A 24784-nucleotide genomic window follows, 5' to 3' on the forward strand; every position below is an offset into this window, starting at 1 on the left:
GCGGTGGTGCGTCGGGCGTCGGGCGTTACTCGCCGCGGCGTTCCCAGGGCCAAAGCGGGCGGCCGTGTTCGCCGTAGTGCGAGGCGAGCAGGATCGAATAGCTGAGCGCCACGATGAACGCCAGCGCGCCTACGCTGAGCGCGAAGGGGCTGGCGAGCATCGACCCGGCAAAGAGTACGACGGCGAACGGGTCGCCGTTGCCGGCGGCCACGAGGATGGCGCCGGTGGCGATGAACAGTCCGTACGCGGCGATGCCCGTGGCAACGGCAAACCCCACCACGACGCGTTGCTTGTCGGGTGGGGTGTTGACGCCGAGGAGGATGAGCATGAGCAGCACCAGCAGCACCGCGACGGCGGCCATGGTGGGGCCGACGAGTGGGCCGGCGGAGCGGTCGGCGATGACGTCGAGGTTGGTGGCCAGGCTGATCATGCCGAAGGCGGCCACGAGCAGCGCGGCGTAGAGCACCGTCGCGAAGACGGCGACGATGGTCGCGTACTTCTGATAATCGCGCATGTGCTCCCCCCGCACTGCTGCCGGCGGTTAGGCCGGACGAGCGAGCTGCGGTCCTTCGGCGAGCTGACGCTCGTACTCGGCCTTGGCGGCGGCGTTCTTCGCGGTGACGCTGCGACCGCGGCGGGCGATCCAAGCGCCGAACCAGATCGGCACCTCGCGGGCCACGATGGCTGCGGCGATGGCGCCGGGATTCAGCCACTGGGTGGTCACGAAGCGTCCGGCCTCGGCGGGGGTGAGGTTCCACGCCTGCACGGCCAGCAGGGCGCCGCCGATGTAGGAGAAGTACACGACCACGGCCACAAGGAAGCCGCCGAGCACGTAGGCCCACCAGCCGGCGCGGTTGAGCACCGCCACCAGCAGGGCGAAGGCGAGGAAGAAGAAGATCACCGGGATGTAGAAGACCGGCAGCACCAGGAAGTCGGTAAACCGGGTGGTGGCCTCGGCGACCGTGGGGGCGCTCGACGCGGAGATGACGAACGCGACAACCGCGTAAACCACGGCGAACACGGCGGTGGCGATCAAGCCGATGAGGATGCCCGCGGCGCGGTTGCCCGCGGTCTTGGGCGGCGTCGGAGCCGTGACGTACACCGGGGTGGGCGCGAACTGCTGGGTGGGCGTGTACTGCTCGGCGCTGGGCTGCTGCACGCTCGGCTGCTGCACGAGCGGCTGGCTGGCCGCGGCGGGCGTGGGCACGTACGCGGGCGTGTAGTCCTTCTGCTGGGCAACGGCTTCGTCGCGAGCGACCTCGGCCGGGGTGGCCTCGGGCTCAGCGGTGAGGCGTTCGACCTTTTCGGTCGGCGCGTCGGAGTCGGCGGCGGTATACGGGGCCGGCTCGTAGTCGATCGGCTCGCCGGGGACGTACGGGGCGGGCTCGGCGTCGGGCGCTGGCGTCTCGGCGGCGGGCTCCACGTGGGGGTCGATCACGGTCTCGTCGACGACCTTGCTGGGGTCGGCCACGGTGGTGGGCTCTGGGGACTGGTTGTCGTGGATGGGCGTGGTGGGCGCATCCGGGTTGTGGTTCTTGTTTCCCTCAGGGGGCGTCGTGTCGGTCATGCTGCACTCCTCGTGAGCCTCGTGGCCGTAGCTCTGTGCTGCAACTGTAGCAATCAGGGGTGCGAAGTCGACGGAAGCTTGGCGCGCGCGGCGGGGAAGCGTTGTGTCACTCGCCGGTCATTCAACCGGGGCTACTTCCTGCCCGCTGGGCACGAGCACGTAGACGAGGCCAGAGATGGTCGCGGTCACGTCATCGGGAGCGGCGGCGGCCTCGTCTCCCGCACCGTGGGCGCTTGTCAAGCCCGACACGAGGAACAGGCGCGCACCGGTTTGCAGACCGTTCACGAATTGGAGTGTGTTGACGTAGCTGCCCTTGACCGTCACGGTTATGTCCATAGAGGCAAAGTTCTCGGTTGTGATCTTCGAGTTAGTCACCGGCGGCGTACCCAGGGACGGTGTGCCGGGTTCCGGCACCGCGGTCGGAGCCGGGCTTGCCGAAGAGTCCGTTTCCGTGGCGGGCGCTGCAACCGCTTCGGGTGCCACTACAGGTACGTAGGGCGCCGGGTCGGCCACGGTAATTCCTTTCAGCGTGACCTGGGTGCTTCCGGCGAGCGCATCGAGCTGCTTGAAGAAAGCGGCCATGCCCGTCTCCGACGGCACCGATGCGTTGAGCGGAGCCAATTCACTCTTCAGGGATTCAAGGCCGGTGAAGTCCTGCTTCAACTGGTCAAGCACGGCCGCCTGGCCAGCGTTCGCGGTTGCCACCGTGTCGCGCTGGGCGTTCGCGGCCGCCGCAGCGGCGAGCTGCGGTTGAATCCCAAGTATTGTGCCCCCGACCAGCACCACGATCATAATCAGGATGGAGCCGATCATCCAGAATCGGTTCTTGTCCATGGCTACTTCTCCTCGCCGGTGAAACGCTGCGCAAGGGCGGCATCGTTGACGTGCATGATCAGGGTCACAGTGAAGACACCGTCTTCGCCCCGGGCCACAGAGCCGGGAAGCACGTCTGCCACCCCTCTCAAATCGGCGAGGGAATCCAACCAGGTAGGCACATCCGGCAGGATCGCGCTCTTCACAGTGAACGTCACCGTGGCCACGCGGGCACCTTGTAAGGGCGCGGTGGGCTGCACATAGAGAGCCAGGGGCGAGGCCGAGTCCACGGTCACTGTCTCCACGCTCACACTGGGGGGAAGGATGGCTTGGACGCTATCCAGGTACGACTTCCAGTCAATTTCGGTTGACGCCCCTACCTGCTGCGCAGCCCTCACAAGCTCCACCTGGCTTTGCACGGTTCGCACCTCGAGGTACTTGGATTGTTCCTCGAGTAGCTTGGGCGTCAGCGCCTGCTCGCTGGCCAATTGTGATTGGGCTTGCATCGCCCACGCAATAGACCCACCGATACCCAGCGCCATGAACGCCACCACACTAATGACACCCCAGCCCATTCGACGACGAACGACTCTGGCGTGACGCTCACGGTGTACTTCGGGAGGAAGCAGGTCAACTCTGGGAACACCGCCGACGATCAGGGCGACGTCCTTGCCCGCGCGGCTCACGCCGCCCGCCCGAGCGCCAGTCCGAGTGCCACAGCGAAACCGGAGCCGTCGCGGCGAAGCTCCTGTAGCGTGAGCCCCTTGCCCAGCGCCACCATCCCAAACGGATCTGCGACCTCAACTGGAAGCCGAGTCATCTCAGCCAGGGCCTCTGGAAGCCCACGCAGCTGAGAGCCCCCTCCGCTGAGCACGATTTGACTCACCGCGTCGATCGGCCGTGTGTTCACGAAATAACTGATGGTGTTGCGCAGGCTCGTCAACTGCTCGCTGGCGACCTTGTAGATCACCTCGATGGCTTTCTTGTCGGCCGCTGCCACGGTACCGGTCGCCAGGCCGAGACGCCGTTTGGTCTCTTCGGGCTGCTCGCCGCCCGGCTCTGCGTCGGAGCGCAATGCCTGGGTGATGTCATTCCCACCCGTTGCAATGATGCGCACGAATTGCGGTACTCCGTCAATGGCAATGACGACGCTCGTGGTGCTCCCTCCGATATCGATCAAAGCAACCGTGCCGCTCACCCCGGGGCGGGACAACAACACGCGACTCAGGGCGAAGGGGATCAAGTCGACATCCACGGTGGTCAGGCCGGCCAGTTGCGCGGATTTCACGTTTGCCAGGACCGCAGCCTTCACGGCCGCGATTAGGAGGCCGCGAATCATTGGTCCGCTTTCGCCTTCGACCTCAGCGATGGGGTAGAAGTCGAGGAGCGCGTCAGCGATAGGAATGGGAAGCATCTCCTGCACTTCGAAGGGAAGTGATTCACGGATGCGAGCCAGCGACATCTTCGGCACACTGAGGTCACGAGCCAAGACCCTCTGGTTACCGACACCCAGTACGACACACTTCGTCTTGAATCCGCCTTCGGACCAGAGTTGCCTGAGCGCGCCGGCAACCGTGTTGGTCTCGATGACCTCGCCGCTCACGACGGCACCGGCCGGAAGTTGAACCTGGTGGTATCGCAACAGGGTCGGTCGGGCCGAACTGGGGTCGCTGATTTCAACAGCGCGCAGCGTGAGGCCGCCGATGTCCATTCCTACGACACTTTTTGCCACGGAATTACTCCTTTGTCACTGTTTGAAAACACGTCTAAATCACCCCAAGCACGGATAGGTATCCGGTCCACAGCCACCCGCCGAAGAAGATTCCCACCCAAGCGCCGATCAGCATCCAGGGGCCGAACGGGATGCCACTTTTGCGGGTCGCTCGTCCCGACACGAGCAGACCCCCGGCGTATATCCCGCCGAGTAGGAATGCGGCGAACGCACCGACCGCCAGCTCTCCCCAACCGAGGAAGCCGAGGAACAGGCCGAGCACGCCCGCCAGTTTGACGTCGCCGAATCCCATGCCGCCGGGGTAGGCCAACGCCAGGATGAAATACGCCACCCACAACGCGGCCAATCCGGCTCCTGCCCGCAAGACCGCTGCCAAGTCGCCTGACAGCGCTGCAGCCGAACCCAATAGGACCGCACCGACGACGTAGCTGGGCAAAACCAAAGGGTTCGGGAGCCTGTGCACATCGAGGTCGATTAAGGCGAGCGCGATACTTATCGCAACGAGGTAGAGAAAACCCGTCAGGATCAGCAACTCACTTGCGACACCGGCGTCACTCGGTCCTGACAGCATCCGCGAGGTGACAGCAACGAACGCAAGAGCTGTGCCGGCCTCAACAAGGGGATATCGCGCAGAAATCGAGGTTTTGCAGGTGCGACACTTGCCGGCCAGCAGCAACCAGGACAGGACTGGAATGTTGTCACGCGGCGCGATCTGAGCGCCACAACGCGGGCACGCGCTGGGCGGAGAAACCACGGACAGGTACATGGGCACCCGGTAGACCACCACGTTCAGGAAGGATCCGATGGCGAGACCGAGCACGCCGCTCATCGCCACGATGAGGAGGGTCAGGCCCGCAGGCCAGGATGCACTCACGGAATCGGCACTCCAGCCGCGGTGAATGCCGGCTTCACGTCGACGACCACATTGACGCCATAAGTGGTCGAGACCGGAGAGAGGAACTTCGGCGGTGCGATGTACCGGAAGCGGTCGTCGTACAAGTACGCCTTGGTGTATCCGTTGCTTCCACTGCGCACGATGCCGCGGAACTTCTGAGAGATGGCGCCTTTGACGGTCAATGTTCCTTGTGTGCCGCCACGGTCGTAGTTCTGCACCTGGAACGTGTGGGCCACCGACAGGATCGCGGCGCTGATCGTTCGGTCGTTCCCCAGCAATGCCGAGTACGACCCGCCCGAAACCTTGACCGGGTTCCAGACCCACACCGCGTTCTGGCCGACCAGGCCGAGGATGTCATCCTGCGCAGACACATACGTGATGTCGCCCGTCACGTACACGTAGTTCTCCGCGGCGAGAGTGATGGCACCGCTCAGCGCGCCACTGACGAAGAGGTCCCCGTTGCGGCAGCCGTACGATGTCGCGACCGACGCGACATACTCTCCACTCATCGGGTACCCGATACCGTTTCCGGCCGCGCACACAGCGTTCGTGATGCCGGTCGGGTACATGCCCACGCCGCTCGTCGGCCAGGTGTTGGGATTACCGATTGCAGTCGGAACATTTTGCACGAAGATCAGGTTGCGGTCGAGCACATCGATGGTTGCGCCCGTGGTCGAGGCCAGTCCGCCGGTCCCGCTACCCGGCGTTCCGCATCTCGCCGGCGTGGTTCCGGACGTGGCGGGCTCGCCGGCTACATTTGTCTTCTTGGTCCACGGCGACCACACCGTCATCTTGCCGTTACTGGTCAAGGTGATTTTGGTGGGCCCCGTGTACAGGCATCCCGGCACCGCCACGACTGCGATGGGCAGGTCGGACCGGGTTTCGCTCTTCATCTCCGAGTTGGTCTGCGGCATCCCCACCTTCGGGCTGTAGGTGGGATTGCCCTTCGAAAAGACCTGACCCGTGCACGACGATCCGTTCGAGTCCTGTTTGAGATACCGCAATCCCGTTGGCGGGTTGTTGGCTGTCGTGACGATGCCGTTGAAAGTCGCGGCGCATGCGCGAATGGTGTCGTTCGAGTGCACCGGGCCATTGATAACGTCACTATTGCCGAACGCGATGTCGCTGCAGGCGCTGGTGGGCGGTGTCGGCGCAGGACGACCCTGCCAGGCATATTGAACGCAGGTGGCGACGTCATCGCCGTTCTGGTCGGGATCTTGGATCTCATAGTCGGTGAAGTAGAGGAAGTCGATGAATCCCTGCTGCTTCAAGTTCGCCACAATGGTGCGAGTGGCCTGGCCGACCCGACCCGTCGAACGAATACGCAGGATGCCCGAGCTTGAGTACTTCGAGGTATCAACCTCATAGCGGTAAGTGGCCCGACCGTCACTGCCTTCGACGGCGCCCCAGGTGCCGCTCGCTCCGACCCCGAAGGCCGGGTTAGTCTGCGCTCCAGTGGGTAGGAGCAGAGTGCTGGTGCTGCTGAATGGCGCCGCCGAGTTGCCGTAGATCATGTAGGCGTTGTCGTTCGCCAGCCGGCTCTCGTACTCCTCGACACCCGCGTATGCGGCCGAGCTCGCGGCACTCCAGTTCTGGTCGGAGCTGGCCTTGACGAGGCCGCTCACGGAGAACGCCAAAGCCGATGTCACCAGGATCAGCATGACCATCCCCGTGCCAATCACCATGGGCAGGGCGATGCCAGCCTCGCGGTCGCTCGGCCGTTGCCGCCCATGCTTCCGTCTGACCATGAGCATCAGGGCCCCGTTCTGTAGATGGGGAGGTTGGGCATGCCCACGGTGTTCTGCAGAGTGACCGCTGAGCGGGTATCGGTGGCGCTTCCCTGAAGCGTCATTGTGACCTTGATCGCTGCGATGGTCTGGCGTTGAGCTGGACTCAACCCTCCAGTCGGGGACGTCAGTTCGGTACCGTCCTTGAGCACGTAGGTGAAAAGGTACGGCGCGCTACCGCTCTGGGGCGCGACGGTGCCCGCCATGATGCGGGTGGAGCTGGACACCGTGGAGAACGTGAAGAATCCCGAACCAACCGGAGTCTCAATTGCCGGCCACTGTGTCTCGATCAAGCGGCGACTTGTGTCGAGAGACAGTTGGATCTTCACAGGCAGTTCCGCCGAAGATACCAGGTTGATGTAGGCGTAGAGGGTGACGGACTCTCGCATCGCGGTCTCGAGAGCAGGCTGGTTGGCCGCACCCGAGACCGGGTTCTCCGTGGCTGCCCGGATCACACGAGAAACCTCGTTCATACCGTTGGAAGCCTCACGAGTATTGCTGTTCAGGGTTCTCGCCTGGGAAACGGTGCGCATCGTGCTCGAGTAGAGGCCGGAGACGATCACTCCCACGATGGCGAGCAGAAGCATCGCGACGAGTAGTTCGACGAGGCTGATTCCCTGGTCGTTTTGGTTCAGCCGGTGCCGAGTACGGGCGATCACGGTGCCACCACTCGGGGGTCCAGAGTGACAAGGCCCGACAGGACGGTCGACGGGGCCGGAACGCTCAGGCCCGACGTGACGGGGGTCGATTCGGCACCGAGCGTGGTGCCGCTGGACAGCCGCCAGGCGCCGTAGGGCAAGGCGAGCGTCACCGAGTTACTGCCGAGCTTGCCGAAGCTGTAGTTCATCGTGCCGGCGCACCCTGCTGCGCCGGTCCCCGGTGCGTACGCTTGGGAGGCAGCTACAAGGAACTTGCCGTTGAGGCCAGTCACTGTGACCAGGCCCATTGGGACAGTTGTGGCGATGGGAACGCCGGGGAGAGTCGCCACGGCAGGTACCGCATGGCCGACCGCACCATCCGGTCGGGGCGTGGTCCATTCGGCGGGATTCGGTGAGATGCAGCCCGGTACGGTGGCACTCGACGCAACGTACTTGCCGCTGAAGATCTGGTAGCCGGAGGCAAACGGGTGGAGCTCGAAGACCTTGGACAACGCACTCGTCGTTGCAGTTCGGGTGTAGAGCGGGTACGTGCTCATGAAGGTCGTATCCAGATTGGTCGGGAGGATCGCCGACCCTGCGGGGGCGTTGGACGCATACGTGACCGTGTAGGCGCCGAAGCGGTCGTACTGGAACGCCACTGAGGCTGCGGCACCAGCACCGACCCCCACGAAAGAGACGGGAGTGCTGACCTGGTTCACATCAACTGAGTTCGGCGATGAGACGGATACGTTGTAGTTGCCCGGGACGACCTTGAGGATGTAGCTGCAGCCTTGAGCATCGGTGGGGTCAGGAGTTTCGGTCAGGGTGGCGGCTCCCGCAGCGGGTATGGCGGGAGCGGCGGACACGATCACACCGGCCCTGCCGGTGCCAGACGCGCCCCGAACTGAGACCAGGATGGTGCCCAGCGTCGGGTCGTTTATGCGGGTGCCGGGGGCGATCACGGTGTCGCCTCGGACCGGCAGGGTCGCAGCGCGCATGCCGTCCCAGGTGACTGAAACATTCACGCGTTTGTACTTGAGTTGTCCGCCTCCCGAACCGCAGGTGGCGTCGGCGCTGACCGACGTCACCCAGTTGGTCTGGCGGTGCAGGTGAAAGGTGGTGCCGTTGATGGTGGTGGTCTTGTCGGCGTCCACCAAGGTGAAGAGGTCTTCCACCGCCCGATTCAGGTCGATTTCCTGCGCGACCAGGTTGGCCGCCGCTTCGCGGGAGCGGTTGTCGTTGCCCATCGACAGGGACAGGGTGAGTGCGTAGGCCACCGACACGGCAATCATCGCGAAGACCATCATGGCGACCATGATCTCGATGATGGTGAGGCCGGAGTCCCGGTCCGCGGTCCCGCCGAGGCGAGCACGAATCCTGCTCATGTGGTGGCCCTCTCGGCGTTGGTTCAACTTCGGGTGTTGCCCAGCGGGTGGGGTACCGCGGAACGCGGTGCCCCACCCACTAGCTGGCGATAATGCCTCGCCTAGCTCTGTGCGGTGTTACGGCGCGGTGCAGGCGCCGGGAAGTGGCGTTACTGTCCCATTGACCTTCAGAGTTCCTCCGGATTCGAGGGAGAAGAAGACGGGAGCGCCGGTGCTAGTGCTCTTGCCAGCGACACAAAAAGCGCTTCCGGAGCCCTTTTTGTAGGTCAGCTTCAGAGTGTTTGTGCCTTTCGACGCACCGGCGTTAATCGCAGCCGTGGTTAGGGCGACACCTGCCGTATCGATCACCGCAGCCTCGTCGGGCAGCGAGCCGGTATTGGTCTGCAGACTGACGACGGCAGTCTTGAGGTTCACGACGTCAGACTGAGCGGAGCTGTCTTTGGCGTTGTCCTGAACACCCAGGTACACGGGAATGGCGATCGCAGCCAGGATCCCGATAATGATGACGACCACGAGGAGTTCGATCAGGGTGAAGCCCTTGTCGTTCGAGTCGGGGTCGTTGCGGCGGCGGTTGAGTGCGGCGAGGCTGCGAGAGAGCAAGGTGACATCCATTCCATAGGTGGTTCGAACTGGCGGTCGGGGCCGCTCTGCTGTCATGTTATTGGGAGGATATTCCCAGCTACGACCCATGAATGAGGGGTATTTTACGCAGGTCAGGCCCCATTTATGGGGTCATACCGAATATCACTAGTTGAATGCGGGCTCGCTAAAAGTCCATGACTCCTGCACACCGCCAGATCGGTCAGGCTTCTACTTAATGACCGAAGCGATACTGAAAATGGGCAGATAGAGGGCGATGACCATGCCGCCGATCACCACACCGAGGAAGGCGATCAGGATGGGCTCGATTGCCGAGGTGAGCTGCTCGGTGGTGGACTCGACCTCCTGGTCGTAGAAGTCGGCGATCTTGTTGAGCATGGTCTCCAACGAGCCGGCATCCTCGCCCACAGCGATCATCTGCGTGACCATAGGCGGGAATACGGGCTGCCGAATGAGGGGGCCCGCGATTGATTGGCCCTGTCTGACGGACTCGGCGACCTTGACCAGGGCGTTCTCGATGACCCAGTTGCCGGAGGTCTCACCGACGATCTTGAGGGCTTGGAGTATGGGCACCCCGGCACCGATCATGTTGGCGAAATTGCGGCTGAACCGCGCCACAGCAATCTTTTTGAGCAGACTACCGAACACCGGCAGTTTGAGCTTGACCGGGTCCACAGCCATCCGCACCCGGCTGGTGTGCTTGTTCTTACGCCACCAGAAGCCGAAGCCGATGCCGACGACGGCGAGAACGGGCACGACGTAGACCATGGCATGGGAAAGATTGACCAGGATCATGGTGGGCGCCGGGAGCCCGCTTCCCAGCCCCTTGAACATGTCCTCGAAGATCGGGACGATGAAAATGAGCATGATCAGTACTGAAACCAGGGACATGATCAGCACGATCACCGGGTAGGTCATCGCCGACTTGATGGTGCCGCGCAGCTTGACCTCTTTTTCGAAGTTCGCCGCGATCGACTCCAGCGCACCGTCGAGAAAACCGCCGGTCTCTCCCGCGCGGACCATGTTGATCATGATCGGCGGGAAGGACTCGCTGTGCTTGGCGAACGATTCGGAGATCGAGACCCCGGTCTCCACGTCGTCGCGCACCTGGGCGAGAATCTTCGCGAGTGGCTTGCTTTCGGTCTGTTCGGCCAGGATGTTGAGGGTGCGCAGCAGCGACAGGCCGGATCCGATCATGGTGGCCATCTGCCGGCTCATGATGGCCAGGTCCTTGAGGCCGACTCCGCGGCTGAAGCCGGGGATCGAGATCTCGCGGTTGAGGCCGGTGCCCTCGGCCGACTCCGTGATGGAGATCGGCGAGATACCCATGGTGCTGAGGCGCGTCGCCACGGCCCCCTCGCTCGGTGCATCCAGCTTGCCCTTGACCGTCTTGCCCTTGCTGTCACGGCCCGTGTAGACCCACGGCTGAACGGCTGACATCAGCGCTGCGGAATGGAGTAGGTGTCGCCGTAGTCGACGCCACCGCTGCCCATGTTGTTCGACGGCGCATCTGTGGGACTCTCGGCGCGCTTGATGAGCTGGGTGAGACTCTCGGTGTCGTGCGCCTTGTCCATGGCGGCCTGACGCGTTATCTGGCCGGAGTCGACGAGGTCGGCGAGGTGCTGGTCCATGGTGTGCATGCCCTCGGCGCTGCCGGCCTGCATCATCGAGGTGATCTGATGGGTCTTGCCCTCGCGAATGAGGTTGGCGATGGCCGGGGTAGTGACCAGGATCTCGGTCGCCACGACCCGGCCCTTATCGTTCGCCTTCTTGACCAGGGTCTGGCAGACCACGCCGCGCAGGGTTGCGGCGAGTTGGGTGCGGATCTGGCCCTGCTGGTGCGGGGGGAAGACGTCGATCATGCGATCGATGGTCTGGGCGGCGTCCTGGGTATGCAGGGTGGCGAAGACGAGGTGGCCGGTCTCGGCCGCGGTCAGGGCCACAGAGATCGTCTCCAGGTCGCGGAGCTCGCCGATCAGGATGATGTCCGGGTCCTGGCGCAGCACGTGTTTGAGGGCCGCAGCGAAGCTGTGGGTGTCGTGGCCGACCTCCCGCTGGTTGACCAACGACTTCTTGTGCTTGTGCAGAAACTCGATCGGGTCTTCCACGGTGACGATATGGTCGGGCCGGGTGCTGTTGGCCAGGTCGACCATGGCGGCCAGGGTGGTGGACTTGCCCGAGCCGGTGGGGCCGGTGACTAGCACGAGACCGCGCGGCAGCAGCGAGAAGCGGCCGACGGACTCGGGAACACCGAGCTGCCGGAGCGGCTTGATCTCCCGCGGGATGAGGCGGAACGCTGCTCCGATGGAGTTGCGCTGGTGGTAGAAGTTCACCCGGAACCGGGCTCCGGCGGCGGTATACGCGAAGTCGAGTTCGCGCTCTTCGTCGAAGCGCACCCGGTCACCGATCGAGATGATGCTGTACAGGGCCGCGTTGACCTTCTCCGGCATCCACACCGGCAACCCCTCGATGGGTCGCAGGGCGCCGTCTATGCGCATGGTCGGCGGCGCCCCACCGTGATGTGCAGGTCCGACGCCTCCAGCTCCAGCACCAGGGTGAGGGCGTCGATGAGGTCGGCGTCGGCCTGGCGGCCGTCGGGTCCGAAGTGCGGCGGGGCTGGAGTGCGCACCGCTGGCGCGGACTCGGTCGCCTGCACCGGGATGGCGGCACGCCGGCCGGTGGGCAGGTGCCGGGAGCCGGGCGCGTAGACGCGTTCCTCGGCCGTGGTGCTGAATTGGGGCGTGATCGGCACTGTGGCCGGCTCGGGATCGGAGCTGGGCTCCGGGAGCCGCTGTAGCGCCGGTGGCCAGGTGGGTTCTGGGACGTGCTCCAGCGCCGGCGGCCAGCCGAGCTCCGGGACGTGCTCCAGCGCCGGCGGCCAGCCGAGCTCCGGGACGTGCTCCAGCGCCGGCGGCCAGGCCGGTTCGGGCAGCATGGCGGTCGCCGGCTGGTGGTCGGGAGGGATGATCGGCGTTTGGTGCGCGGGCGGTGCGGCTGCCGTGCCCAGCACCAGGGCGTCGAAGGGCACCGTCGGTGGATTCACCCGCGCGCGGCGCGCAGGAGGAAGCTCCGTGGTGGTCGACACCGACGTATCCGTCACAGCCTGGTCGCCGGCGGCCGTAGCTGCCGCTTCGTCGTCGGCGGCGATCGCGTCCCACCAGGACACATTGGCGCCGGGCTCGATGGGCGGAATCTCGTAAATTGGCTTGTCCATGCTGTTCTCCTTCGGCATGCGCGAGCGCTATGCGACGACTCGTAGAATCTCTTCGATTGAGGTCAGGCCCATCCGGACTTTCTCCCACCCGTCTTCGCGGAGGGTGATCATGCCCTCCGCCCGGGCGGCCCGGCCGATGTCTGCGCTCGAAGCGCGGTCGACGGCGAGACGCTCAATGGTTTCGGACACCGTCATGACCTCGTGCACGGCGATGCGCCCGCGGTAGCCGGTCTTCGAACAGTTCTGGCACCCGATCGGTTGATAGAGAACAGGCGGCGGCCTGGTCGGGTCAACCCCGAAGTGCAGGGCGGCGAGGTGCTCGGGCGTGTGCTCCACCGGCTGCTTGCAGCGGTCGCACAGCCGGCGGGCGAGCCGTTGGGCAACCACGCAGTCGAGCGCGGAACCAACTAGGAAGGGTTCGATGCCCATCTCGGTGAGCCGGGTGATGGCGCTCGGTGCGTCGTTGGTGTGCAGGGTCGACAGCACGAGGTGGCCGGTGAGCGAGGCCTCGATGGCGATCTGCGCAGTCTCGTGGTCGCGGATCTCACCCAGCAGCACCACATCCGGGTCACTGCGCAGAATCGAGCGCAGCGCGCTGGCGAACGTAAGTCCGGCCTTGACGTTCACCTGCACCTGGTTGATGTCTTTCATGCGGTACTCCACCGGGTCTTCGACCGTGATCACGTTGATCTCCGGCCGCGCCACGGAGTGGAGGGTGGTATACAGGGTGGTGGACTTGCCGGATCCGGTGGGGCCGGTGACCAGGATCATGCCGTACGGCTTGGTGTACGACTTCTGGTACGCCGCATAGTTGTGGTCGAGCAGGTTGAGGTCGTGCAGGCTCATGGTGGTACTGGAGTTGTCGAGGATGCGCATGACGATCTTCTCGCCCCAGACCGTGGGCAGGGTCGCCACGCGCAGGTCGATCTGGCGGCCGGCGTGGCTGACCGACATGCGGCCATCCTGCGGTTTGCGTCGCTCGGCGATATCGATATCGCTCATGATCTTGAGCCGGGAGATCACACCGTTCTGGATGCTCTTGGGCGCGTGCTGCATCTCGTGCAGCACGCCGTCGATGCGGTAACGCACCCGCAGGCTGTGCTCACCCGGCTCGATGTGGATATCGGAGGCCTTGTCCTGGATGGCCTGGCTCACCAGCAGGTTCACGAATCGCACGATGGGTGCGTCGTCGTCCTGCGAGTCGGACACCCCGAACGCCGTGCTCTCGACGGGGGCCTGCTCCTCCTCCATGGTGGTGGTGAGGTTGCTCAGCTCGTCGTCGGCACGGTGGTAGCGAGCGATGGCGGCGAGGAGATCATTGCGCTCGGCGACGACGGGGATGATGCGCATGTGCGCGGCCTCGCGCACATCGTCGATCGCGAAGACGTTGCCCGGGTCGACCATCGCGACGACCAGGCGTCCGGCCTCGATGGTGATCGGCAGCACCAGGTGGCGTTTGGACATCGCGGCGGTGACGAGCGAGACGGCCAGGCGGTCGACCGGGTACTCCATGAGCTCAACGAACGGGAGACCGGCCTGGTCGGCCTTCGCCTTCGCGAATTGGATCTCCGTGATGACGCCGGAGTCGACCAACGCGCGAACCGCGGCCTCGTCGGCCGGGTCGCCCGCCATGAGCTTGTCGAGGTGCTCGATCGGCAACAGGCCGTGCAGGATCAGGATTTCCGTCAGGGTGGCCATACGACCCTCCCCCTAACGAACGTGCTGCTGCGAAAAGCTCGAGATGAGTGGCCGAGTTGGCCGACCGTGCCCGAGGTGTCTCTGGTGACAGCTCACGTTATCGCCGCCCGTCGCGCCGCCGACAGTCCCGCAACAGGGGGTGATTGCGGGACTGTCGGGGCGCAACCGCTGCGTGCGCGCCCGACCGCGACCCCATCGCATCCGCCGCCCGATCGAGCTCGCGAACTGTGACTTAAGCACCGAAATGGGCGCGTTTTCGGTGCTTTGCTCACAGCTCGCGGGAGGTCAGGCGCCGGCCCAGAGGGTGTTGATGATGTCGTGGGTGTAGCCGTCGGGGCCGGCGTTCGTGTAGCGCGTGGCGAGCCAGACACCGCCGCGGAGGAAGTGTGACTCCCCACCAGCAGGCCGCTACTCTCGCTTTCAGTGAGGCAACGCAGCCCGCCGAGCTCCTCGTAGCATCCGTAACCAAGCTCGGCCAGCCGTTCGGTCACCGCCGTGCTCTGCTCCGGACTCAGCCACACCATGCTCGTGTCGACACCGCTGCCCGATGGCCCGTCCGGGCTGGCCCACCGGCAGGTGAGGTGCTCGGAGGACGTGATCACGGCCACCAGATCCGGATCGTAGGCGCCGTCGCCCACGTCAGCGCCGGGTTGGGTGGTCCACTTGGGGTTGAGAACGAGGTCGCCGAAAGCCTGCTTCATGGCGGCGCTGTAGATCTCGGCGCAGGAGCTCGGTTGTGGAGTGCCCGGCGCGACGACCGCCTGTGAAGAGGAGACGGGCTCGGGGGCGGGCGACCCCGTCGGCACCGGGCGCGCACCCGAATCAAGGCCGGGGGTGTTCGCCGGCCGCGGCAGATTGACCACGTAAATAGCCGCGAACACGACGAACACCGTGACAATGCCGCCCAGGATGAGTAGCACCCAGGTGCGGCCCGGGGTGATGGTGGGAGTTGCGTTCGAGGGCATCCGGCCTCCCTGTGCGCCTCGCGGAGGATTTTGCGCACAGCATAGCCCGGCCGGGGCAGAAGAGGCTGGTGGTTAGGCGCCGGCCCAGATCGTGCTGACCATGTCGAGGGTGTAACCGTCCGGTCCGGTGCTCACGTAATGCGTGGCCAGCCAGATGCCGTCGCGCAGAAAGTGCGATTCACCCGCGAAGCCGTCGGCGTCTTTCGCGGTTTCGATGACGCAGCGGATGCCGCCGGCCTCTTCGTAGCAGTTCTGGCCGAGGGCGTTGAGGCGCTGGTGCACCGCCTCGGACTGCGCGGCCGTGACGAACACCACGTTTGTGGTGAGACCGCTATCGGAGCCGCCCCCTTCGGCGGCCCACGCGCAGGTGAGGTGCTCGTCGCCTTCGATGACCGTGGTGAGTTGAGCATCCGTCGTGCCGTACCGAGGCGGCAGGTCGGCAGCCTGAGTCCAGGCGGGGTTGAGTGTGCGGGTCTCGCTGAACTTCGTCAGCATCGCGGGGCTGTAGATCGACTCACAGGTGGTGGGATGCGGGCCGGCCGGCGTGCTGGGCGTGGGAGTGGCGCTGGCCACGGCGAGCGGCTCGGCCGAGGTAGTGGGGGTGGGGCGGGTCTCCTCCGCCGCGTTGCCGCCGGGTGTTCCCGCCCCGCCGCGCCAGACCACGAGCACCACGATGAGGACCACCACCAGAAGTGCGCCCACCGCGCCCAGCGCGAACCAAAGCGGACGCCGGGACGGTGACCCGGTCGGCAACGTTGCAGCACCCATGCGGTGATCCCCCTCGAAGAATTCCCCCCAGCCTAGCGGCCGCACTGGGCCGCCCCGGTTGCCCTGGCCGAGCTCCCGAATGGGGCCACGTGGACTCCTGCTGGGCTGCGAAGCGGCCGTTTGACCGCTCCCGTGGGAGGGCGTGCGGGGTGCCGGGCCAGATCGAGTCGGCGAGCGGATGCGAGGGGTGCGCCGGTTGCGTCAGCGCTCGAAGCAGGACAAGATGTAGGTGAACCGCCGTGGTTCATGACTTATTGTTGCGCGACCTAGTCCGCACTGTCTGTCCCACGGCGGTTCCTCGTGTTAACCGAACGGTTGCGGGGTCTCGACAGGCTCGACCGACGATCGGGAACCCACCGCACGACGGGTCGCGGGGTCTCAACAGGCTCGACCGACGACCGGGAACCAACCGCAGGACCGGTCGCGGGGTCTCCTAAGGAAGTGCACTTCCGCCGACACCCGGGCGCGAAGCGCCCCCACAGCTCGACAGGCTCGACCGACGATCGGGAACCCACCGCAGGACCCGTTGCGGGGTCTCGACGGGCTCGACCGACGACCGGGAACCCACCGCAGGACGGGTTGCGGGACAGGCTCCACCAGCGCACGGTGGCGCATCCGCTCGGGAAAGCACGTGACTTTAGGGGGAGAAAGTGACTTGAGAAGGACGAGATTGGCGAGAACGTCCTGTTAATCGTCCGATCTCCTGATAATCGTCCGTCGACCGGGGCCGTGCAGCGGGCATCCGCGGGTTAACGGGGAATGGCCCCCTGCCGAAGCAGGGGGCCATCCGGGAATCAACCTCGGTTAGTTGTACGTACCGGGGGTGAAGTCGTCCGACGAGAAGCTGTCGAAGTCGACGAAGCTCAGGTCACCCTCGGTGAACGCTGCATCATCGGTGAAGATGCGGTTCGGGTAACGCTCAGCCTTGGCTTCATCCGTTGCCTCGACGTTGACGTCGCGGTAGCGGGGAAGACCGGTGCCGGCCGGGATCAACTTACCGATGATCACGTTCTCCTTCAGGCCCATCAGCGGGTCGCTCTTGCCTTCCATGGCCGCCTGGGTCAGAACCCGGGTGGTCTCCTGGAAGGAAGCGGCCGACAGCCAGGACTCGGTTGCCAGCGAAGCCTTGGTGATACCCATGACTTCCTGACGAGCCGAAGCCGTCTTCTTGCCCTCGGTGAGCGCGGTGCGGTTGAGTTCGTTGTACTTCAACCGGTCAACGAGCTCGCCGGCAGCAGGCCGGTGTCGCCGTGCTCCACAACAGTCACCTTGCGAAGCATCTGACGAACGATGACCTCGATGTGCTTGTCGTGAATCGGCACGCCCTGCGAACGGTAGACATCCTGCACGCCACCGACGAGGTGCTTCTGCACCGCGCGGACACCCTTGACTCGAAGAACTTCCTTCGGGTCGACGGCGCCGATGATGATCTGCGTGCCGAGCTCCACGTGCTGGCCATCCTCAACGAGGAGGGTCGCGCGCTTGAGCACCGGGTAGGCGATGGCTTCGTCACCGTTGTCGGGGGTCAGGATCACCTTGCGGCTACGATCCGTGTCCTCGATGGTGATGCGGCCGGCAACGTCGACGATCGGCGATGCACCCTTGGGGGTACGCGCCTCGAAGAGCTCCTGCACCGGGGCAGACCCTGGGTGATGTCGTCTGCGGATGCGGAACCACCGGTGTGGAAGGTACGCATGGTCAGCTGCGTGCCGGGCTCACCGATCGACTGTGCGGCGATGATGCCGACGGCCTCTCCGATGTCCACGAGCAGGCCGGTCGCGAGCGAACGGCCGTAGCAGACCGCACACACACCGACAGCAGACTCGCAGGTCAGCACCGAGCGCACCTTGATGTTCTCGACGCCGGCGGCAACCAGCTTCTCGATCATCACGTCACCGACGTCGTCTCCGGCGTCAGCAACAACCTCGCCCTTGGCGTTGACCGCGGGGGCGGCCAGGCTGCGAGCGTAAACCGCGTTCTCCACGTTGGGGTGACGCGAGAGGTTACCCGCGGCATCCTTCGTGGCGATCGGCAGGTCGAGACCCTTGGTCGTGCCGCAGTCGTCTTCGCGGATGATGACATCCTGCGAGACGTCGACGAGACGACGCGTGAGGTACCCGGAGTCTGCAGTACGCAGAGCGGTGTCGGCCAGACCCTTACGAGCACCGTGAGTAGCAATGAAGTACTCGGCGACGGACAGGCCTTCGCGGTAGCTCGAGATAATCGGGCGAGGGATGATCTCACCCTTCGGGTTGTTAACCAGACCACGCATACCGGCGATGTTTCGCACCTGCAGCCAGTTACCACGAGCACCAGAGGTGACCATCCGGTTGATCGTGTTGTCAGCCGGGAAGTTCGCCTGCATGGCCGCGGCGACGTCTTCGGTCGCCTTGGTCCAGATCTGGATGAGCTCCTGACGACGCTCGAGGTCGGTCGTGAGACCCTTCTCGAACTGCGTCTGAACCTTCGCGGCCATCTTCTCGTACGTGCCGACGATCTCCTTCTTGTTCGGAGGCGTCAGGATGTCGCTGAGCGCGACGGTCACACCGGAACGGGTGGCCCAGTAGAAGCCGGCGTCCTTGATGCGGTCGAGCGTTGCCGCTACTTCCACCTTCGGGTACCGCTCTGCCAGGTCGTTCACGATGGCCGAGAGGGTGCCCTTGTCGGCAACCTTCTCGAAGTACGGGTAGTCAGCCGGCAGCGCCTCGTTGAAGATGGCGCGGCCCAGCGTGGTGTTCACCAGGACGGTTCCGACAGCCTGACCATCGACCAACTCGACACCGTCGGGCTGGGTGCCCTCGGTGAAGTACAGGTCGGTGATGCGGATGCGCACCTTGGCGTTGAGGTCGAGCGACTTCTGGTCGTGGGCCAGGATGGCCTCCGAGACAGAGGTGAACGCGCGGCCTTCGCCGGTGACGCCTTCCTTGAGCGTGGTCAGGTGGTGCAGACCGATGATCATGTCCTGTGTGGGCAGGGTCACCGGACGACCGTCGGACGGCTTCAGGATGTTGTTCGAGGCGAGCATCAGGATGCGCGCTTCGGCCTGGGCCTCCATCGACAGCGGCAGGTGCACAGCCATCTGGTCACCGTCGAAGTCGGCGTTGAACGCCGCACAGACGAGGGGGTGCAGCTGGATGGCCTTACCTCCACGAGCTGAGGTTCGAAGGCCTGGATACCGAGGCGGTGCAGCGTGGGTGCACGGTTCAACAGAACCGGGCGCTCACGGATGATCTCCTCGAGCACGTCCCAAACCTGCGGACGGCTGCGCTCGACCATGCGCTTGGCGGCCTTGATGTTCTGAGCGTGGCTCAGGTCGATCAGGCGCTTGATCACGAACGGCTTGAAGAGCTCCAGAGCCATCTGCTTGGGCAGACCACACTGGTGCAGCTTCAGCTGCGGGCCGACGATGATGACCGAACGGCCAGAGTAGTCAACGCGCTTACCGAGCAGGTTCTGACGGAATCGACCCTGCTTACCCTTGAGCATGTCGCTCAGGGACTTGAGGGCGCGGTTACCGGTACCCGTGACCGGACGGCCACGACGACCGTTGTCGAACAGCGCGTCAACGGCTTCCTGCAGCATCCGCTTCTCGTTGTTCACGATGATCTCGGGGGCACCGAGGTCAAGCAGACGACGCAGACGGTTGTTGCGGTTGATCACACGACGGTAGAGGTCGTTGAGGTCAGAGGTGGCGAAACGGCCACCGTCGAGCTGCACCATCGGGCGCAGTTCCGGCGGGATGACCGGCACGACGTCGAGCACCATCGCGGCCGGCGAGTTGCCAGTCATGATGAAGGCGTTGACGACGCGCAGACGCTTGATGGCGCGGATCTTCTTCTGACCCTTGCCCTCGGCGATCTGCAGGTGCAGGTTTTCGCTCTCCGTGACCAGGTCGAACGCCTCAAGGCGCTTCTTGATGGCCTCGGCGCCCATGTAGGCCTCGAAGTACATGCCGAAGCGGTCCTGGAGCTCGTGGAAGACGGAGTCTTCCGGCTTCAGGTCGCCGACCTTAAGGGTGCGGAAGTCTTCCCACACACGCTCGAGGTGAGCGATCTGCTCGTCGGCAGACTTACGAACCTGGGACATCTCCTTCTCGGCGGCGTCCTTGGTGCGCTTCTTCTGGTCGCTCTTGGCGCCTTCGGCCTCCAGTGCTGCGAGGTCGGTTTCCAGGCGCTGTAGACGGTCGGCGATGCGGGAGTCGCGTGAACCTTCGAGGGTCTTGATCTCGAGGCGCAGTTCGTTCTCCAGCCCAGGCATGTCCTGGTGGCGACCGTCTTCGTCGACCTCGATGACCATGTAGGCAGCGAAGTAGATGACCTTTTCGAGGTCCTTCGGAGCCATGTCCAGCAGGTAACCGAGACGCGAGGGCACACCCTTGAAGTACCAGATGTGCGTGACGGGGCGGCGAGCTCGATGTGGCCCATGCGCTCACGGCGCACAGACGACTTCGTGACCTCTACGCCACAGCGTTCACAGACGATGCCTTTGAAGCGCACTCGCTTGTACTTGCCGCACGAGCACTCCCAGTCGCGGGACGGTCCGAAGATCTGCTCTCCGAAGAGGCCGTCCTTTTCGGGCTTGAGCGTGCGGTAGTTGATGGTTTCGGGCTTCTTGACCTCACCGTGCGACCAACGACGGATGTCGTCAGCGGTGGCCAGGCCAATGCGAAGCTCGTCAAATGTTGTTACGTCGAGCAATTTCTCTCCTTGGAAAGTTTTCGAGTATTCGTCAGTGGCCAGGCTTAGATGTCGTCGATTGACGACGACTCAAACCGGGTGGAAATGTTGATGCCCAGTTCCTCCGCTGCGCGGAAGACCTCGTCATCCGTGTCGCGCAGGCTGACTGCGGTTCCATCGGCCGAGAGCACCTCGACGTTCAGGCACAGCGACTGCATTTCCTTGATCAGAACCTTGAAGCTCTCGGGGATACCGGGTTCCTGGATGTTCTCGCCCTTGACGATGGCTTCGTACACCTTGACGCGGCCGAGGATGTCGTCCGACTTGATGGTCAGGAGTTCCTGCAGGGCGTAAGCGGCTCCATATGCTTCGAGCGCCCACACCTCCATCTCGCCGAAACGCTGTCCACCGAACTGCGCCTTACCACCCAGCGGCTGCTGCGTGATCATGGAGTACGGGCCCGTCGAACGTGCGTGGATCTTGTCGTCGACGAGGTGGTGCAGCTTCAGGATGTACATGTATCCGACCGCGATGGGCATCGGGTACGGCTCGCCGGAGCGGCCGTCGAACAGCTGCGTCTTTCCGGTGGAGTCGATCAGGCGGTCGCCGTCGCGAGTCAGAGTCGTCGAGTCGAGCAGACCGGCGATTTCCTCCTCGAGCGCGCCGTCGAACACCGGGGTCGCGACCTTGGTGTTCGGTGCGGCGCTGTGCGCGGCCTCGGGCAGACGGCCGGCCCACTTGGGCTTGCCCTCAACCTGCCAGCCCTGCTTGGCGATCCACCCGAGGTGGGTCTCCAGGACCTGGCCGAAGTTCATGCGACCGGGGATGCCCAGCGGGTTCAGGATGATGTCGACCGGGGTTCCGTCGGCGAGGAACGGCATGTCCTCGACCGGCAGGATCTTGGAGATGACACCCTTGTTGCCGTGACGACCGGCGAGCTTGTCACCCTCGGTGATCTTGCGCTTCTGGGCGATGAAGACCACAACGCGCTGGTTGACGCCCGAGCCGAGCTCGTCGTCGCCATCCTGCGAGTCGAAGACCTTGACACCGATGATGGTGCCACGCTCACCGTGGGGAACCTTCAGCGAGGTGTCGCGAACTTCGCGGCTCTTCTCGTTGAAGATCGCGCGCAGCAGGCGCTCCTCGGCGGAAAGCTCGGTCTCGCCCTTCGGCGTGACCTTGCCCACGAGGATGTCGCCGGGGCGAACCTCGGCACCGATGCGGATGATGCCGCGCTCGTCCAGGTCTGCAAGCAGATCCGGGGAGACGTTCGGCAGGTCGCGGGTGATCTCTTCCTTGCCCAGCTTGGTGTCGCGCGCGTCGACTTCGTACTCTTCGATGTGAATCGAGGAGAGAACGTCGTCCTTCACCAGGTTCTGGCTCAGGATGATGGCGTCCTCGAAGTTGTGACCCTCCCATGACATGAATGCCACGAGGAGGTTCTTTCCGAGAGCGAGCTCACCCTGGTCGGTAGCGGGACCATCGGCGATGACCTCGCCGGCCTCGATACGGTCGCCGGCGTTGACGATGACACGGTGGTTGTAGCTGGTGCCCTGGTTGGAGCGGCTGAACTTGCGCAGGTAGTAGTCCTGCGTTCCACCCTCGTCGAGCTGGATGGTGACGACGTCAGCCGAGACCTCCATGACCACACCGGACTTCTGTGCGGTGAGCACGTCGCCGGCGTCGATGGCCGCGAAGCCCTCCATACCCGTTCCGACCAGCGGGCTGTCGCTGAGCAGCAGCGGCACAGCCTGACGCTGCATGTTGGCACCCATGAGTGCGCGGTTAGCATCGTCGTGCTCGAGGAAGGGGATGAGCGAGGTCGCGACGGACACCATCTGGCGCGGCGAGACATCCATGTAGCCGATGTCTTCTGCGGGGAAGAGGTCAACCTCTCCACCCTTCTTACGGGCCAGAACGCGGCCCTCAGCGAAGCGGGCAGCCTTGGTCAGCGGGGCGTTGGCCTGCGCGACGATGTACTCGTCTTCCTCACTTGCGGTGAGGTAGTCGATCGTCGTGGAGACGACGCCGTCGATGACGCGACGGTACGGGGTCTCGATGAAACCGAAAGCGTTGATCCGCGCGAACGAGGCGAGCGAACCGATCAGGCCGATGTTCGGGCCTTCCGGGGTTTCAATCGGGCACATGCGGCCGTAGTGGGACGGGTGAACGTCTCGCACCTCGACGCCGGCGCGGTCACGGGACAAACCACCCGGGCCGAGCGCCGACAGGCGACGCTTGTGCGTGAGACCTGCGAGCGGGTTGTTCTGGTCCATGAACTGCGACAGCTGGCTCGTACCGAAAAACTCCTTGATCGCGGCGACGACGGGGCGCACGTTGATCAGGGTCTGCGGGGTGATCGCTTCGATGTCCTGCGTGGTCATGCGCTCGCGAACGACGCGCTCCATGCGGGACAGGCCGGTGCGAACCTGGTTCTGGATGAGCTCGCCGACGGCGCGGATACGACGGTTACCGAAGTGGTCGATGTCGTCGATGTCGATGCGGATGTCGGTCTCGACGCCGTCGCGCGTGCCGCGGATCGTGGTCTGGTTGTCGTGCAGCGCAACCAGGTACTTGATCGTGGCCAGGATGTCCTGGAGCGTGAGGACGGAGTCGCTCAGCGGCGCTTCGAGGCCCAGCTTGCGGTTGATCTTGTAACGACCAACCTTGGCCAGGTCGTAGCGCTTGGAGTTGAAGAAGAAGTTGTCCAGCAGCGCACGCGCGGCCTCGGCGGCAACCTGTTCTCCCGGACGGAGCTTGCGGTAGATGTCCTTGAGGGCTTCTTCCTTGGTGAGGATGTTGTCCTTCTCGAGGGTGAGCTCGATGGACGCGAAGCCCTTGAACTCCTCGAGGATCTCTTCGGAGGTGAGTCCGAGGGCCTTGAGGAACACCGTGACGGACTGCTTGCGCTTGCGGTCGATGCGAACGCCGACCTGGTCGCGCTTGTCGATCTCGAATTCGAGCCAGGCACCACGGCTCGGGATGACGCGGGCGGAGTAGATGTCCTTGTCGGAGGTCTTCTCCTGTTCGCGGTTAAAGTACACACCCGGGGAGCGCACGAGCTGCGACACGACGACACGCTCGGTGCCGTTGATCACGAAGGTGCCCTTGGGGGTCATCAGCGGGAAGTCGCCCATGAACACGGTCTGGGTCTTGATCTCACCGGTGAGGTGGTTCATGAACTCAGCGTTCACGTACAGCGGTGCGGAGTAGGTCTTGCCCTTTTCCTTGCACTCGTCGATGGTGTACTTCTCCGGCTCGAGCTCCGGGTTGGTGAAGGACAGCTGCATCGTTTCGCTGAGGTCTTCGATCGGAGAGATCTCCTCGAAGATTTCGTCGAGGCCGGTACGGGTGGGCAGGTCCTGTCGACCGGCCGCCTGTGCCTCGGCGACGCGAGCCTTCCAGATGTCGTTGCCAACGAGCCAGTCAAAGCTTTCGGTCTGCAAAGCGAGCAGATCGGGAACCGTGAGATTGTCGGTGATCTTTGCGAACGAAAGACGGCCAGCGGCTCGTCCGTTCTTGGGTGAATTGGTGGTTGCGTTGCGCGCAGCAGCCAAGGAAGTAACCTCCGTGGACCCCGTCAGGTCTAATCACTGTTAGTAATTTGGTATGGACTCCACAGATCCTGCAGCTGGGATGTCTATCCGCGATATGAGGACATCCGGCGCAGTAACGTGCTGCAAGGTGGCTTGAGCACGCAAAGCCGACCGCAATATGAAGGCAGAGTTAAATCTGGGAGCGCAAAGGTCAACTATATGCGCTCTGACTCGCCATGTCTACCCGAATGTTGACCTTCGTCAAATTCTCAGGTATAACCCGGTTTCGGGTGCGGTGTGTGACGGGCGTTGGGCTGCGTGTCGGGCTTCGGATGCGGCAGCCTCCACCGTCGAGTTGCTGCTAGCGCCCCTTCCCGGGCGTGGAAGGGGCACGTCGGCGCAAGTCGCGGAGATCTGGGGCGGCGCATCCTGCACGCCCCGGTCAGGGCCCGCGGGTGAATTGCCACTTGGGGCCCATTGCCGGCTGCTGAAGGGGCCGCAACTGGCAAC

General features: G+C 64.3%; 16 protein-coding genes and 1 pseudogene. All 17 read right to left on the reverse strand.

Features of this window, described 5'->3' with window-relative positions:
- Positions 1-25: 25 nt before the first annotated feature.
- The 17 genes and pseudogenes from KY500_RS12910 to rpoB all read right to left on the reverse strand — a co-directional run bounded on the left by KY500_RS12910 (position 26) and on the right by rpoB (position 24295).
- Complete coding sequence (locus KY500_RS12910) at positions 26-514, reverse strand: DUF6121 family protein (protein ID WP_219900887.1); 489 nt, start codon at positions 512-514, stop codon at positions 26-28.
- A 27-nt stretch (positions 515-541) separates the two neighbouring features.
- Positions 542-1567, reverse strand: coding sequence for a hypothetical protein (locus KY500_RS12915; protein WP_219900888.1), 1026 nt, complete (start codon positions 1565-1567; stop codon positions 542-544).
- Positions 1568-1684: 117 nt separating this feature from the next.
- On the reverse strand, positions 1685-2401 hold the full coding sequence (locus tag KY500_RS12920) for a hypothetical protein (protein WP_219900889.1): 717 nt from the start codon (positions 2399-2401) through the stop codon (positions 1685-1687).
- Positions 2402-2403: 2 nt separating this feature from the next.
- Positions 2404-3066, reverse strand: a complete 663-nt coding sequence (locus tag KY500_RS12925; protein WP_219900890.1) for a hypothetical protein — start codon at positions 3064-3066, stop codon at positions 2404-2406.
- Positions 3063-4112, reverse strand: a complete 1050-nt coding sequence (gene pilM / locus KY500_RS12930) for a type IV pilus assembly protein PilM (RefSeq protein WP_219900891.1) — start codon at positions 4110-4112, stop codon at positions 3063-3065. Before pilM ends, KY500_RS12925 begins: the two co-directional genes overlap by 4 nt.
- 34 nt (positions 4113-4146) lie before the next feature.
- Positions 4147-4986, reverse strand: a complete 840-nt coding sequence (locus tag KY500_RS12935) for an A24 family peptidase (protein WP_370626812.1) — start codon at positions 4984-4986, stop codon at positions 4147-4149.
- Positions 4983-6761, reverse strand: coding sequence for a hypothetical protein (locus KY500_RS12940; protein ID WP_255579298.1), 1779 nt, complete (start codon positions 6759-6761; stop codon positions 4983-4985). The genes KY500_RS12935 and KY500_RS12940 overlap by 4 nt, the downstream gene beginning before the upstream one ends.
- A complete protein-coding gene (locus KY500_RS12945; protein WP_219900892.1) occupies positions 6761-7453 on the reverse strand; it encodes a type II secretion system protein J in 693 nt (230 codons plus the stop codon). Before KY500_RS12945 ends, KY500_RS12940 begins: the two co-directional genes overlap by 1 nt.
- Positions 7450-8817: a prepilin-type N-terminal cleavage/methylation domain-containing protein gene (locus KY500_RS12950; protein ID WP_219900893.1), complete on the reverse strand. Its 1368-nt coding sequence runs from the start codon at positions 8815-8817 to the stop codon at positions 7450-7452. Before KY500_RS12950 ends, KY500_RS12945 begins: the two co-directional genes overlap by 4 nt.
- Before the next feature lie 117 nt (positions 8818-8934).
- Positions 8935-9429 (reverse strand): type II secretion system protein, encoded by a 495-nt coding sequence (locus tag KY500_RS19630; RefSeq protein WP_304505673.1) that lies wholly within the window; start codon positions 9427-9429, stop codon positions 8935-8937.
- Positions 9430-9627: 198 nt separating this feature from the next.
- Positions 9628-10857: a type II secretion system F family protein gene (locus KY500_RS12960; RefSeq protein WP_219900894.1), complete on the reverse strand. Its 1230-nt coding sequence runs from the start codon at positions 10855-10857 to the stop codon at positions 9628-9630.
- Positions 10857-11915, reverse strand: coding sequence for a type IV pilus twitching motility protein PilT (locus KY500_RS12965; RefSeq protein WP_219900895.1), 1059 nt, complete (start codon positions 11913-11915; stop codon positions 10857-10859). Before KY500_RS12965 ends, KY500_RS12960 begins: the two co-directional genes overlap by 1 nt.
- Positions 11906-12631, reverse strand: a complete 726-nt coding sequence (locus tag KY500_RS12970) for a hypothetical protein (protein ID WP_219900896.1) — start codon at positions 12629-12631, stop codon at positions 11906-11908. The genes KY500_RS12965 and KY500_RS12970 overlap by 10 nt, the downstream gene beginning before the upstream one ends.
- A gap of 27 nt (positions 12632-12658) precedes the next feature.
- Positions 12659-14329 (reverse strand): GspE/PulE family protein, encoded by a 1671-nt coding sequence (locus KY500_RS12975; protein WP_219900897.1) that lies wholly within the window; start codon positions 14327-14329, stop codon positions 12659-12661.
- A gap of 1037 nt (positions 14330-15366) precedes the next feature.
- A complete protein-coding gene (locus KY500_RS12980) occupies positions 15367-16062 on the reverse strand; it encodes a hypothetical protein (protein WP_219900898.1) in 696 nt (231 codons plus the stop codon).
- An 804-nt stretch (positions 16063-16866) separates the two neighbouring features.
- Positions 16867-20759, reverse strand: a pseudogene (locus KY500_RS12985) (DNA-directed RNA polymerase subunit beta').
- Between the two features lie 44 nt (positions 20760-20803).
- Positions 20804-24295 carry a DNA-directed RNA polymerase subunit beta gene (rpoB, locus tag KY500_RS12990; RefSeq protein WP_066597748.1) on the reverse strand — a complete coding sequence of 1164 codons (3492 nt, stop codon included), beginning with the start codon at positions 24293-24295 and terminating at the stop codon, positions 20804-20806.
- Positions 24296-24784 lie beyond the last annotated feature (489 nt).

It is taken from the genome of Cryobacterium sp. PAMC25264 (genome assembly GCF_019443325.1).
In the GTDB taxonomy this organism is placed as follows: domain Bacteria; phylum Actinomycetota; class Actinomycetes; order Actinomycetales; family Microbacteriaceae; genus Cryobacterium.